Source organism: Nocardioides carbamazepini (assembly GCF_024614185.1).
Taxonomy (GTDB): domain Bacteria; phylum Actinomycetota; class Actinomycetes; order Propionibacteriales; family Nocardioidaceae; genus Nocardioides; species Nocardioides carbamazepini.
This window is the reverse complement of sequence record NZ_JAHTLF010000016.1, coordinates 1,056,698-1,069,582: the sequence shown is the minus strand read 5'-3', so window position 1 is coordinate 1,069,582 and position 12,885 is coordinate 1,056,698. Positions and strand designations below refer to the sequence as shown.

Below are 12,885 nucleotides of genomic sequence, written 5' to 3'. Positions count from 1 at the left end.
AGATCCGGTCGACGACGCATCGGTCACGACGCACGAAGGCCCGCCACCCTCAGGGTGGCGGGCCTTCGCGTTGCTCCGTGCGTCAGAGCGACTGCAGGCCCCGCTCATTCAGAATGGCCCGAGCCAGCGCGGCGGTCTCGGACGGCGTCTTGCCGACCTTGACGCCGACGGCCTCGAGCGCGTCCTTCTTCGCCTGGGCGGTGCCCGCGGAGCCCGACACGATGGCGCCGGCGTGGCCCATGGTCTTGCCCTCGGGGGCGGTGAAGCCCGCGACGTAGCCGACGACCGGCTTGGTGATGTTGGCCTTGATGTAGTCCGCGGCCCGCTCCTCGGCGTCGCCGCCGATCTCGCCGATCATCACGATCACCTTGGTCTCCGGGTCCTCCTCGAAGGCCTGGAGCGCGTCGATGTGCGTGGTGCCGACGATCGGGTCGCCGCCGATGCCGATGGCGGTCGAGAAGCCGAAGTCCCGCAGCTCGTACATCATCTGGTAGGTCAGCGTGCCCGACTTCGACACGAGACCGACCGGGCCCTTGCCCGCGATGGTGTGCGGGGTGATGCCGGCCAGCGACTCACCCGGCGTGATGATGCCGGGGCAGTTCGGGCCGATCATCCGGGTCGACTTGCCCTGCAGGTAGGACCACACCTCGGCCGTGTCCTGGACCGGGACGCCCTCGGTGATGACCACGATCAGCGGCATCTCGGCGTCGATGGCCTCGATCGCGGCGTCCTTGGTGAACGCCGGCGGGACGAAGAGGACCGACACGTCGGCGCCGGTCTCCTTGATCGCCTCGGAGACCGAGCCGAAGACCGGGAGCTCGACGTCGGCGCCGGAGGCGTCCTTGTGCGAGACGGTCGTGCCGGCCTTGCGGGCGTTGACGCCACCGACGATCTGGGCGCCCGAGTCGAGCATCAGGGCGGTGTGCTTGGCACCCATGCCGCCGGTGATGCCCTGGACGATGATCTTGCTGTCCTTGTTGAGGTAGATGCTCATGGTTCTCTCGCTCTCTATCTCAGGCGTTCGCCAGCTCGGCGGCCTTGTCGGCCGCGCCGTCCATGGTGTCGACCTGCGTCACGAGCGGGTGGTTCAGCTCGTCGAGGATCGCGCGACCCTGCTCGACGTTGTTGCCGTCGAGGCGGACGACCAGCGGCTTGGTGGCCTTGTCACCGAGGAGCTCGAGAGCGCCCTTGATGCCGTTGGCGACCTCGTCGCACGCCGTGATGCCGCCGAAGACGTTCACGAAGACCGCCTTGACCTGCTCGTCGTTGAGGATGACGTCGAGGCCGTTGGCCATGACCTGGGCGTTGGCGCCGCCGCCGATGTCGAGGAAGTTGGCCGGCTTCACGCCGCCGTGGTTCTCGCCGGCGTACGCGACGACGTCGAGGGTGCTCATGACCAGACCCGCGCCGTTGCCGATGATGCCGACCTGGCCGTCGAGCTTGACGTAGTTGAGACCGAGGTCCTTGGCCTTCGCCTCGAGCGGGTCGGCCTCCTCACGGATCTCGAACGCCTCGTGCTCGGGGTGGCGGACCTCGGAGGCGTTCTCGTCGAGCGAGACCTTGCCGTCGAGCGCCTCGAGCTTGTCGCCGGCGAGACGGGCGAGGGGGTTGACCTCGACCAGCGTCGCGTCCTCCTCGACGAAGACCTTGTAGAGGTCCTCGATCATCTTCACAGCCTGCTCGAAGACGGGCTCGGGGAACTTCGCCTCGGTGGCGATCTCCCGGGCCTTGACCGCGTCGACGCCCTTGCCGGGGTCGATGCCGATCTTCTTGACGGCGTCGGGGTTGGTCTTCGCGACCTCCTCGATCTCGACACCACCCTCGACGGACGCGATGCACAGGTACTGCCGGTTGGAGCGGTCCAGCAGGAAGGAGAAGTAGTACTCCTCCTCCGGCGGGGTGGCCGGGGTGACCAGGACGCGGTTGACCGTCAGGCCCTTGATCTCCATGCCCAGGATGTTGGACGCGTGCTCGAAGGCCTCGTCCGCCGTCTTCGCGAGCTTGACGCCACCGGCCTTGCCGCGACCACCGGCCTTGACCTGCGCCTTGATGACGGTCACGCCGCCGATCTGCTCGGCCGCGGCCCGCGCCTCCTCGGCGGTCTCGACGACCGTCCCGAGGGTCGTGGCCACTCCGTGCTTCGCGAAGAGCTCCTTCGCTTGGTACTCCATCAGGTCCACTGAGATGTCCTCACGTCTTGGTCAGAGGTTCGGTGCACGCAGCGGCACACCCCCGGGCACGATAGTCCTGACCCACGAGTAGGACGAGTCCGGGAGCCACTGACCGGCCCCGACGTGACAGGGGTCACGCACCGGTTCGCGCCGCGGCACCCGGGTTGCGGCGTTCTCCTGCGTGTCCCCAGGGGCGGGACGTACGATTTCGAGGCCGTGCCGGCATCCGCTATCGTCGGCACGCACGTTTCACCCGGCCGTCACCCGACGGCCACCTCGACCGGAGGCCCACTCGGGGCGTCGCCGGCCGAACTCCAGGGGGTGGAACGCGCCTGCACGAGCGTCCCCCCAAGGAGTCAGCAGTCGATGGGTAACCACCGAGCGGACCACACCGCGCCGCGCCCGGACACGACCCTCGGCTCCCCCTCCAGTCCCCGTTCCTACGTCGGCAAGCGCGTGGCCGACCGGGTCCCGGTGGAGGCGCCCTCGGCGTACGTCGGCAAGCGGGTCGCGCGGGCCGCCGAGCCGGTCACCGCGCTCAGCCCTGTCGTCCCCGTCGCCGAGCCCATCACCCAGTTCGTCGAGCCGACCGTGACGCTCAGCGAGCCGACGCTGGCCGTCGAGGCCGTCGCCCCGGTGCGCACCCTCGACCGGATGCCCACCGTCGAGCTGCCGGCGCTGGGCGACATCCCGATCGCGGACACCCTCTCGGACTCCTCCACCACGCTGCGCGCCGTCCAGCCCGCCGGCAGGCGGCGCGCCGTCAAGCACGGGGGCTCCCGTGGCCCGCTGCTCCGCGGCCTGCCCACGCTGCCCGTCGCCGTCGGCGTCGCCACGATCGCGGTCGCGGTCGGAGGCGTCGTCGCCTCCGCCGATCCGCAGCTGGCCTCTGCCACGGACCGCCTCACCTCCCCCAACGCGCTGACGGGCTCGTTCGGCAGTGCGTCGATCGGCGCCCGCGCCCAGACCGTCAGCCGCGACTCCGACCGCGACGCGCTCGCCCAGGCGGCCGGCTCCGACATCGTCGCCGAGGCGGAGCGCTCCGCCGCCGAGCGGACCAGCGCACTCAGCAGCCTGGCCGCCGATGCGGAGAAGGAGGCGGCCGAGATCACGCTCAACAGGTGGATGCTGCCGCTCGTCGGCTACCGCCTGACCGCCACCTTCGGCGAGTACGGCCTGTGGTCGAGCTACCACACCGGTCTCGACTTCGCGGCCCCCAGCGGCACGCCGATCCGCGCCGTCACCAACGGCACCATCACCTCCGCCGGCTACGACGGCGCCTACGGCAACAAGACCGTGCTCACGCTCGAGGACGGCACCGAGCTCTGGTTCTGCCACCAGACCTCCTTCAACGTGTCCGCCGGCGACACCGTCCGGACCGGCGACCTGATCGGCTGGGTCGGCAGCACCGGCAACGTCACCGGCCCCCACCTCCACCTCGAGGTCCGCCCCGGCGGCGGCGACCCGGTCGACCCCGACGCCGCCCTGCGCCAGCACGGCATCACGCCCTGATCCGTTCCTGCTCTTTGGGTCGGCCCCCGGTGCCACGCTGAGGCATGGAAGCTGCAGCGCGATCGAACGACAGTCACCCTGGCGGCGACACCTTTCATGCCCGCCTCGACGAATCCATCCGGCTGAAGCAGTCGAAGATCTGGATCGCTCTCGCCTTTGGTCCAGTCATGGCGCTCGTCCTGACGGTAGTCGCCTTCCTCGCTACCCACCAGAACACGACGATTGGTTCGAGCGCCGATCAGTTCAAGACCGTCGGCCGGCAGTGGTACGGCTGGTCCCAGGGCTGGGTATCCGACTCCTCCGAGGTGGGCGCGATGGCGATCGGGCTCCTAACTGCAGCGTTGGCCCTCTTCGTCGCAACGAGCGTCACATCGCTTGAACGCGAACGGACCAGCGTCGACGGAATCGCGTCTCGCCTGCTCCTCGACGATCTGAACCGCCTCGTTTGCCTGTTCGGATCGGTCGCGGCCTGGCTGCTCTCGGTAGGCGCAGGCTGGACCCGCGCGTCCGGACTCAGCTGGGGCTCCGCTGCTCTGACCGGTGTCGTCCTCGCCGTCCTGGCGGCCTGTGCTGAGATCCGTCCACTCGCAGCCGACTACCAACGCTGGATGTTGATGCGAGCCGACGCTGCGCTGCGGAAGCACGCGGGACTACCCTCCAGCGATTCAGAAGAGGCGAACGATATTCCGACTCCCGAACGCTGGGTGCATGCGTTCCCGTGGCGCTGGGCATTCCTGCTCGCGGTCGTCGCCGCGCTGCCGGCCATCGTCCAGATGGCGCTGCGGTACCCACACGACCCCCTCGGCGTCTCGCTGTTGTCAGCACTGATCGTCGTGGTCTGGGTCGTCTTGCTCGGGGCCGCCTGGTCGTGGTGCAGTGATCTGCGCGCTACCCGCGTGCGATCCAGTCGGGCCGTCCCCCTTGATTCCCTCGCCCTCGGCTGCTTTCTGTTTGTGGTGTTCGCCCTCATCGGCACGGCCGCACTGGCCGTGGGCGACCCCTGGGGTTTGGTGAGCGTCGCGCTCATCCTCGTGGCCGGTGCGATCACGTTGCTGGTCAAGCTTGACGCGGACCTCAGGCAACGCGACATGCTCCGGACGCTCGCGTCGGTGCGGGCTGCGCTCGAGCTCATGCCAGCGCTGGAGCCCGAGATCGAACAAGTGGCCGCGCAACGCCGCACGCGCTGGACCTTCGAGCTGGGATCCCTCCGCATCGCCCGGTATCACGACCGGAGTCCACGCAGCTGAGGGCTACAGCTTCTCGACCGGGGCGTAGCGGAGCAGGAGGCGCTTGACGCCGTCGGAGCCGAAGTCGATCGAGGCGACGGACTTCTCCCCCGCACCCTCGACCGACACGACCGTGCCGAGGCCGAACGAGTCGTGGGTGACCTTCTCACCGGGCGCGAGCACCGGGATGGCGCGGGACGGCTTGGACTTGGCCGCCGCGTCGGCCCGCGCGGCGGCGGAGCTGAAGTTGCGGCGGCCGGCCGCGGTGGGCTGTCCGAAGCGGTTGCCGGCGTAGTCGCCCGCACCGCCCGGGCCGCCGGAACGCCCGGAGTCGTACGACGGCCGGGACCAGCGGGTCTGGTCGGCCTCGGTGCGGCGCCAGTCGACGAGGTCGACGGGCAGCTCGCCGAGGAACCGGGAACCCGGGTTCATCGCGGGGGCGCCCCAGGCGGAGCGGACCATCGCGCGCGAGACGTAGAGGCGCTGGCGGGCACGCGTGATGCCGACGTACGCCAGGCGGCGCTCCTCCTCCAGCTCGGGGCGGTCCCCGAGGGCGCGGGAGTGCGGGAAGACGCCGTCCTCCATGCCGGTGAGGAAGACGACCGGGAATTCCAGGCCCTTCGCGGTGTGCAGGGTCATGAGCGTGACGACGCCCTGGTCCTCGGGGGCGTCCGGGTCGTTGGGCTGTGTCGGATCATGGGGAGGAGCATCGGGGATCTGGTCGGCGTCGGCGACCAGGGCGACCCGCTCGAGGAAGTCGCGCAGGCCGGGCTCGACGATGCCGGCATCGACGTCGGTGGGATCGGCCGAGGGCCCCGCGACCGGGTCCTCGGCGAACTCGCGGGCGACGGCGACGAGCTCGGCGAGGTACTCCAGCCGGGTCTCGTCCTGCATGTCGTCGGAGCTCTCGAGCGTGACGAGATAGCCGGAGCGGTCGAGCACCGTCTCCAGGATCACGTCGGGGCGCTCGCGCGCCTCGACCATCTGCTGCAGCTCCAGCAGCATCTTCACGAACGACTCGATGCTGGTCTGGCTGCGCGTGGCCAGGCCGGGCGCCTCGTCGGCACGCTGCAGCGCCTCCCAGTAGGTGATCCGCTCCCGCTCGGCGAAGGCGCCGATCGCGGCCTCGGCGCGCTGGCCGATGCCGCGGCGCGGGGTGTTGACGATGCGGCGCAGCGAGACCTGGTCGTCGGGGTTGACCAGCACCCGCAGGTAGGCCAGTGCGTCCCGGATCTCCTTGCGGTCGTAGAACCGGGTCCCGCCGACGACCTTGTAGGGCAGGCCGGTGCGGACGAAGATCTCCTCGAACACGCGGGACTGCGCGTTGGTGCGGTAGAACACCGCCACGTCGGAGGGTCGCCGGCCGCCATCGGTGAGCTTGTCGATCTCGCCGGAGACGAACCGGGCCTCGTCGTGCTCGTCGTCGGCGACGTACCCGACGATCTTCTCGCCGTCGCCGGCGTCGGACCACAGCCGCTTGGGCTTGCGCCCCTCGTTGCGCTCGATGACCGCGTTGGCGGCGGTGAGGATGGTCTGCGTGGAGCGGTAGTTCTGCTCGAGCAGGACCGTACGCGCGTCGGGGAAGTCCTTCTCGAAGTCCATGATGTTGCGGATGTCGGCACCGCGGAAGGCGTAGATCGACTGGTCCGCGTCGCCGACGACCATCAGCTCGGCCGGCGGCACCCGGTGGGCAGGGAGGCCGTCGAGGGTGGTCGGGTCGCGTTCCTCGAGATCCTGGCCGCACAGCTGCTGGATGAAGGCGTACTGCGCATGGTTGGTGTCCTGGTACTCGTCGACCAGGATGTGCCGGAACCGCCGCCGGTAGGTCTCCCGGACCTCCGGCTTCAGCTGGAACAGTCGGACCGTCTCCATGATCAGGTCGTCGAAGTCCATGGCGTTGGCCTCACGCAGGCGCCGCTGATAGGACTTGTACGCCGCGGCGTAGGTCTCGTCGATCGAGTTCTTGGCCTCGGCGGCGACCTCGTCGGGCTCACGCAGCTCGTTCTTCTGGCTGCTGATCCAGTGCAGCACCGGCCCGGGCTGGAACTTGCGGGGATCGAGGTCGAGATCGCTGCAGACCAGCTGGATGAGCCGCTTCTGGTCGGCGGTGTCGTAGATCGAGAAGTTCGACTTCAGCCGCTCGTAGCCGAGGTGTTCGACCTCCTTGCGGAGGATCCGCACGCACGCGGAGTGGAAGGTGCTCACCCACATGATCCGGGCACGGTTGCCGATCAGGTCGGCCACCCGCTCCTTCATCTCGGCGGCGGCCTTGTTGGTGAAGGTGATCGCGAGGATCGAGCCGGGGTGCGCCTTGCGGACGGCGATGGTCCAGGCGATCCGGCGGGTCAGCACCCGGGTCTTGCCCGAGCCCGCGCCCGCGACGACGAGCAGCGGTGCGCCCTCGTGCTTCACGGCCTCGCGCTGGGGGTCGTTGAGCCCGTCGAGGAGGGCATCTGCGGTGAGGGCCGGAGGCGTCGCGGAGTCGATCATGCTGACGCCAGCCTACGGCTCCGCGCCGACGGTGCGGCCCCCGGATCAGCTGCTGTGGACAGGCGACCAGAGGACCGCGATGCAGACCTCCGCGATCGCCAGCACGAGCAGGCCGGCCCACAGGCCGTTGGGGATCTTGGCCTTGCGCATGTTGGCCATCACCAGCACCAGGAGCACCAGGCCGATGGCGAGCTTGACACCCACCTTGGCGTGGTTCACCGGGTCGTCGCCGCCCTCGAGGACGCCGACGAGCAGCAGTCCCGCGAGGAAGGCGGTGCCGACGCCGTCGCGCATGACGCCGGTGACCTTCTTGTCGCCCGGCCCGGCCTGCGCCAGCAGTCCGCCGATCAGGGCCGCGAACCCGAGGATGTGGAGGATGAGCAGGATCAGGCGCAGGGTCTCCATGGCTCGCACCCTATCCAGAACGGGCGCCGGATCAGCGACCGGTCGCCGAGAAGTGCTGGTAGTCCTTCAACGACCTCCACGAGCCGCCCCAGGTCCAGCCGATCCGGGCGAACTCCCGGACGATCAGGTCGCCCGCATGGATGACGCCGGGCTGGGTCCGGGTCCGGTCGAGGTACGCCGACGCCCGCTCGGGCAGCACCACCTCACCCTTGCGGTAGGGGTTGAGGAACGGGTTCACGTCGATCGCGAGTCCGTACGCGTGCGCGGACCACGAGGTCTGGCCGCGTGCCGCCCGGCAGACCAGCGCGGCGGTGTCGTTGCCGTCGCCGGTCGGCAGCGCGTCGAGGTCGGCGGTCGTCGGGAGTCGCATCTCCTCGATCGGGTAGCCGGCCGCGAAGAGGGCCCGGAACACCGACACCACGTCGTCGGCCTCCGCCGCGGCGAGGACCAGCTCCCCGGTGTGCGCTGCGCCGTCGAAGCCGCGGAACGAGACGGTCACGTAGGCGAGGTCGGCCAGTCCGACCGGGCACGCCGGTGACCAGGTCTCCCCCATCCGCTGCCGGATCGCGTCGGTCACCGGGCCGACGCTCGCGTGGAACGCCCCGTCGGCGGGCGGCGGCAGCAGGTCGGTCGTGGGGAAGCGGCGCACGCGCAGCGGCTTCGGGGTCGGCCGGATCTCGCCGTACCCGTCAGGGGTGCGGGGCAGCACGTGGACGCCGAGCTCCCAGTCGGAGTACGCCGGGCCGGGGTCGCTCGGCGCCGTGGTGGGCGCCGGCGACAGCGTGGACGGTGTGGCGGGCGCAGGTGACGCGACCGTCGGCGAGGACGTCGGCGGGGACGTCGTGCCTCCGGAGCAACCGGCGAGGAGCAGCGCGGCAGCCAGCGGCGCCGCGCCCCGCCTCACAGCAGCCGCCGGTCCGATGCCCACCGGGTCAGCTCGTGGCGCGAGGAGAGCTGGAGCTTGCGCAGCACCGACGACATGTGGGTCTCGACGGTCTTGATCGAGATGAACAGCTCCTTGGCGACCTCCTTGTAGGAGTAGCCGCGCGCGATCAGCCGCATCACCTCCCGCTCCCGCTCGGTGAGCCGGTCGAGGTCCTCGTCGACGCTCGCGAGGTCGGCGGAGAGGCCGGCGCCGGCGAAGGCGTCGAGCACGAAGCCGGCCAGGCGCGGCGAGAAGACGGCGTCACCGTCGGCGACCCGCGTGATCGCGTCGACCAGCTCGGGGCCGGTGATGGTCTTGGTGACATATCCGCGGGCGCCGCCGCGGACGGTGCCGATGACGTCCTCAGCCGCGTCGGAGACCGACAGCGCGAGGAAGCGCACCTCGCTGTCCTTGACCCGCCGGATCACCTCGACGCCGCCGCCACCGGGCAGGTGCACGTCGAGGAGTACGACGTCGGGCCGGTGCTGCTGCACCGCCGCGACGGCCTCGTCGACGTCGGCGGCCTCGGCCACGACCTCGACCCGGCCCGCGCCCGTGGCACCGAGCTCGGCGCTGACGCCACGACGGAACATGGCGTGGTCGTCGACGACCACCACGCGCACCGGCTCACTCATGGGTCTCCTTCGTCTTCGACGGTTCGGGGGCACGGTCGAGGTGCAGCCTGACCTCCGTGCCCTCGCCGGGCGCGGACCGGATCTCGGCCCGGCCTCCGTGCCGCTCCATGCGGTCGATGATGCTGCGTCGCACGCCGAGCCGGTCCTCCGGGGTGGCGTCCGGGTCGAAGCCGGCACCGCGGTCGCGCACGAACACGTCGATCCCGGCGTCGGTGATCTCGGCGTACACGTCGACGCGGGGGACGCCGGCATGCTTGGCGGCGTTGGTGGTGGCCTCACGGGCCGCCTGCACGACCGGGCGGGCGGTCTCCCCGTAGTCGCAGTCGCCGACGGCGACCACGTCGACGGTGATGCCGTAGGCGTCCTCGATCTCGGCGGCGGCGGCCCGCAGCGCGCTGGCCACCGTCGCCTCGTCCATCGACTCGCCCGCGTAGAGCCAGGCCCGCAGGTCGCGCTCCTGGGCGCGCGCGAGCCGCGTGGCGTCGGCCGGGTTCTTCTGGATCAGCGCGAGGGTCTGCAGCACCGAGTCGTGGAGGTGGGCGGCGACGTCGGCGCGCTCCTGGGTGCGCACCCGCTCGGCCCGCTCGTCGCTGAGCTCGGCGAGCAGCCGGTAGACGAGCGGCCCGAGCACGATCACCAGCCCGCCGATGGCGAGCAGCACGGCGATCACGGCGTCGCGAGCCACGCTCAGGGAGCCGTCGCGCAGCGTGAAGAGCACCAGAGCCACCACCACCAGGCCGACACCCGCGGCGATCCGGGCCCAGGCGGCCCAGCCGCCGCCACCGAGGAACATCCGCACCGGGTCGACCCGGTCGGTCGCGTCGAGCCAGCGCTCGCGCTGCGCCTCGTCGGCCTGTCGCCACAGCAGGGCGACACCGACCACGGCGATCCCCAGTGGCCAGACCCACCAACCGGTGCCGAGGACGGTCTCGGTGGCGAACACGGCACCGACGCCCAGGACGGCGAGGGTGAGGACCGGTCCGACGTCGGAGAAGCGCCGGGTGCGACCGGGACGCCGGCCGTCCCGGGACGCGCTGGCGAGGCCGGGGGCCAGCAGCTCGGGCGGCGGTCCGGCGGGCAGCAGCGCCCACAGGGCGGCGTACGTGAGCACCCCGAAGCCGCCGACGATCGTGGTGATGACGAACGCGGCACGGACGATCCGGACCGATACCCCCAGATGCGCGGCCAGGCCGGCGGCGACGCCGCCGATCATCGGGTCGCGCAGATCGCGCCATGCGCGCCGGACGTCCCGGGCCGCTCCCACGTCCTGGGAGGCGGGCGCGCCGGGCGGCGGCAGCGGGGCGGTCGCAGCGGTACTCATGATGCATCCATCGTCACACAGCGCGCCGCGCACGAGCAGGGGGAAGGACCCTGAGCCGACCCTGATGACCGCCCCCGGGGGATGCGGCAGGATCAGGGCTGTCCCCGATGGTCCACGGACCGCCGACCCGACAACCTGGATGACATGAACCCACCGACCGACACCGAGCACGAGCCCCAGGGCGAGGGGCCGCGGGTGACCCGCGACGAGGTCCGCGACCTGGCCCGGATCCGGCGCAGCCGCGACGACCGGAAGGTCGCCGGCGTGGCGGCGGGTGTCGCGCGCCATCTCGACATCGACCCGCTCCTGGTGCGGATCGCGTTCGTGGTGCTCACCTTCTTCGGCGGTGGCGGCCTCATCCTGTACGGCGTGTGCTGGCTCCTGGTCCCCGAGGAGGGCACCGAGGACACCGTGATCCGCGTCGACGAGGGGATCCGCACCGCGGCTCTCATCGTCGGCGGCATCATCACGGTCGCGTCGGTGGTCGGCGACACCGTCGGCGGACCGGACTTCCCGTGGCCGCTGCTCCTGGCCGGCCTGGTGCTGATCGTGGTGCTCGGCGGCAAGCAGGCGATGAAGCCGGGGGGCCCGACCCACCCGTGGCTGCGTGGCGGTCCCCCGCCGGAGCCCGCGAGCGAGCCGGGAGAGCCCGGCCGGCCGGGCGCTGCCTACACCGGGTACCGGCCCGGTCCCCCGCCGCCCCCGCGCCGCCCCCGCGACCCGCGCCGCCGCGGCCCGCTGCTGTTCCCGTTCACCGTCGGGCTCGCGGCGCTCGGCCTCGGCCTCCTCGGCACGCTGCAGCTGGCCGGCGTCGACATCACCCCGTCGGCGTACCCCGCGACGGTGCTGGGCGTGACCGGCCTGATGCTCCTCGTCGGCGCGTTCTACGGCCGGGCCGGCGGCCTGATCCTCATCGGCCTGATCGCCGCCCTGGCCACGGCGGCGACCTCCGTCGTCGACGAGTTCGACAAGACCGGCTTCGGGCAGATCTCGCCGACGATCACCTCGGCCGGCGACGTGGCGGGCCCCTACGAGCTCGCCGCGGGCGAGATCGTCATCGACCTGACCGACCTGGACGAGACCGAGCTGCGGAAGCTGGACGGCCGGATCCTCGAGGCCGACCTCAACGTCGGCCACATCCGCGTGATCGTGCCCGACGACGGCCTGCGGGTCGCCGCCGACGCCAGCATCGAGCTGGGCGAGGTGGTCCTGTTCGGCGACAAGTCGGGCAACGCCGCACGCGCCACGCACGGCGAGCAGGACGAGCCCTATCTCCGCATCGACGCCAAGGCCGTCCTCGGCCAGGTCGAGGTCATCACCGAGAAGGACGCAGCATGAGCTATCACGACGAGACCACCGAGTACCCCCGGCCCGGCGTCCCCACGGACGGCACCGCCCCCGGTCGCCGTACCGGACGGCACCCGGTCAACACCGGCCACCTGGTCATGGGCGTCGCCTTCGTGGGACTGGTGATCGTGTGGGCGCTGGTCAAGAGCGACACGGTCGAGCCGGAGCGGGCCGGCTGGATCATGGGCCTGCCCTGGCTGGCCGCCGGTGCCGCCGGCCTGATCGCCTCGGTGCTTCGCGGCCGCCGTCGGGACGACGACGCGGACCAGTACGGCTGGGACGGGCACCAGATGCGGGGCTGGCAGTGACGCTGCCGCGGTTGGCCGGCCTGGCCTCGCTCGCCGCCCTCGACCACCCCGACCTGGTGGCACCGCCGGTCGCGGCGGCCCTCGCCGCGTGGCCGGGCGCCGAGCGGATCGCCGTCGTCGAGATCGACCCGGACCTGGCTGATACCGCGGCGATGAGCGCGGCCTACGACCTGCCGATGACGGCCGGAGCCAACTGCGTCCTCGTGGCAGGCAAGCGCGAGGGTGCGGAACGGGTCGCCGCCTGCCTGGTGCGGGCCGACACCCGCGCCGACGTCAACCACACGGTGAAGCGTCTGCTCGACGTCCGCAAGCCGTCGTTCCTGCCGCTCGACCGGGCGGTGGCCGAGTCCGGGATGGAGTACGGCGGCATCACGCCGGTCGGCCTGCCCGCCGACTGGCGGCTGCTCGTCGATGCCCGCGTCCCGGAGATGGAGCTCGCCGTGATCGGCTCCGGCCTGCGCCGATCGAAGCTCCTCGTCCCCGGAGACCTGTTCACACAGGCCCCCGGGGCCGAGATCGTCGAGGGGCTGGCCGGCTAGGCCGTG

The 12,885-nt window shown here is 71.4% G+C and carries 12 protein-coding genes; 5 read left to right on the top strand and 7 right to left on the bottom strand.

Annotated features, from left to right (window positions below; all coding sequences use genetic code 11):
- Positions 1–82 precede the first annotated feature (82 nt).
- Both sucD and sucC read right to left on the bottom strand, forming a co-directional pair.
- Positions 83–994, bottom strand: coding sequence for a succinate--CoA ligase subunit alpha (sucD, locus tag KVF89_RS17645; protein WP_257427394.1), 912 nt, complete (start codon positions 992–994; stop codon positions 83–85).
- A 19-nt stretch (positions 995–1,013) separates the two neighbouring features.
- A complete protein-coding gene (gene sucC, locus KVF89_RS17640; protein ID WP_257427393.1) occupies positions 1,014–2,180 on the bottom strand; it encodes an ADP-forming succinate--CoA ligase subunit beta in 1,167 nt (388 codons plus the stop codon).
- 357 nt (positions 2,181–2,537) lie between these two features.
- Between sucC and KVF89_RS30120 the strand changes: the two genes are divergently transcribed.
- Positions 2,538–3,683 carry a peptidoglycan DD-metalloendopeptidase family protein gene (locus KVF89_RS30120; protein ID WP_273475314.1) on the top strand — a complete coding sequence of 382 codons (1,146 nt, stop codon included), beginning with the start codon at positions 2,538–2,540 and terminating at the stop codon, positions 3,681–3,683.
- Between the two features lie 44 nt (positions 3,684–3,727).
- Positions 3,728–4,930: a hypothetical protein gene (locus KVF89_RS17630; RefSeq protein WP_257427392.1), complete on the top strand. Its 1,203-nt coding sequence runs from the start codon at positions 3,728–3,730 to the stop codon at positions 4,928–4,930.
- A gap of 3 nt (positions 4,931–4,933) precedes the next feature.
- Here KVF89_RS17630 and pcrA read toward each other — a convergent pair whose 3' ends face one another.
- From pcrA to KVF89_RS17605, 5 genes are read right to left on the bottom strand one after another with little or no spacing between them, the layout of a single operon-like run.
- On the bottom strand, positions 4,934–7,399 hold the full coding sequence (gene pcrA, locus KVF89_RS17625; RefSeq protein ID WP_257427391.1) for a DNA helicase PcrA: 2,466 nt from the start codon (positions 7,397–7,399) through the stop codon (positions 4,934–4,936).
- 45 nt (positions 7,400–7,444) lie between these two features.
- Positions 7,445–7,804, bottom strand: coding sequence for a hypothetical protein (locus tag KVF89_RS17620; RefSeq protein ID WP_257427390.1), 360 nt, complete (start codon positions 7,802–7,804; stop codon positions 7,445–7,447).
- 31 nt (positions 7,805–7,835) lie between these two features.
- Positions 7,836–8,732, bottom strand: coding sequence for a M15 family metallopeptidase (locus KVF89_RS17615; protein ID WP_257427389.1), 897 nt, complete (start codon positions 8,730–8,732; stop codon positions 7,836–7,838).
- Positions 8,705–9,364: a LuxR C-terminal-related transcriptional regulator gene (locus KVF89_RS17610; RefSeq protein WP_257427388.1), complete on the bottom strand. Its 660-nt coding sequence runs from the start codon at positions 9,362–9,364 to the stop codon at positions 8,705–8,707. Before KVF89_RS17610 ends, KVF89_RS17615 begins: the two co-directional genes overlap by 28 nt.
- Positions 9,357–10,685 (bottom strand): ATP-binding protein, encoded by a 1,329-nt coding sequence (locus KVF89_RS17605; RefSeq protein WP_257427387.1) that lies wholly within the window; start codon positions 10,683–10,685, stop codon positions 9,357–9,359. The genes KVF89_RS17610 and KVF89_RS17605 overlap by 8 nt, the downstream gene beginning before the upstream one ends.
- A gap of 144 nt (positions 10,686–10,829) precedes the next feature.
- Between KVF89_RS17605 and KVF89_RS17600 the strand changes: the two genes are divergently transcribed.
- From KVF89_RS17600 to KVF89_RS17590, 3 genes are read left to right on the top strand one after another with little or no spacing between them, the layout of a single operon-like run.
- A complete protein-coding gene (locus KVF89_RS17600) occupies positions 10,830–12,023 on the top strand; it encodes a PspC domain-containing protein (protein ID WP_257427386.1) in 1,194 nt (397 codons plus the stop codon).
- Positions 12,020–12,340 carry a hypothetical protein gene (locus KVF89_RS17595; RefSeq protein ID WP_257427385.1) on the top strand — a complete coding sequence of 107 codons (321 nt, stop codon included), beginning with the start codon at positions 12,020–12,022 and terminating at the stop codon, positions 12,338–12,340. The genes KVF89_RS17600 and KVF89_RS17595 overlap by 4 nt, the downstream gene beginning before the upstream one ends.
- Entirely contained in the window at positions 12,337–12,879 is a 543-nt protein-coding gene (locus KVF89_RS17590; protein ID WP_257427384.1) for a YbaK/EbsC family protein, read from the top strand. Before KVF89_RS17595 ends, KVF89_RS17590 begins: the two co-directional genes overlap by 4 nt.
- Positions 12,880–12,885: the final 6 nt, after the last annotated feature.

Bases quoted from the DNA above. Each gene is read 5' to 3' on its own strand.
- KVF89_RS17595 (WP_257427385.1), top strand. From the start codon at position 12,020: ATGAGCTATCACGACGAGACCACCGAGTACCCCCGGCCCGGCGTCCCC.
- KVF89_RS17600 (WP_257427386.1), top strand. From the start codon at position 10,830: ATGAACCCACCGACCGACACCGAGCACGAGCCCCAGGGCGAGGGGCCG.
- sucD (WP_257427394.1), bottom strand. From the start codon at position 994: ATGAGCATCTACCTCAACAAGGACAGCAAGATCATCGTCCAGGGCATC.
- KVF89_RS17605 (WP_257427387.1), bottom strand. From the start codon at position 10,685: ATGAGTACCGCTGCGACCGCCCCGCTGCCGCCGCCCGGCGCGCCCGCC.
- pcrA (WP_257427391.1), bottom strand. From the start codon at position 7,399: ATGATCGACTCCGCGACGCCTCCGGCCCTCACCGCAGATGCCCTCCTC.
- KVF89_RS17620 (WP_257427390.1), bottom strand. From the start codon at position 7,804: ATGGAGACCCTGCGCCTGATCCTGCTCATCCTCCACATCCTCGGGTTC.
- KVF89_RS17610 (WP_257427388.1), bottom strand. From the start codon at position 9,364: ATGAGTGAGCCGGTGCGCGTGGTGGTCGTCGACGACCACGCCATGTTC.
- KVF89_RS17630 (WP_257427392.1), top strand. From the start codon at position 3,728: ATGGAAGCTGCAGCGCGATCGAACGACAGTCACCCTGGCGGCGACACC.
- KVF89_RS30120 (WP_273475314.1), top strand. From the start codon at position 2,538: ATGGGTAACCACCGAGCGGACCACACCGCGCCGCGCCCGGACACGACC.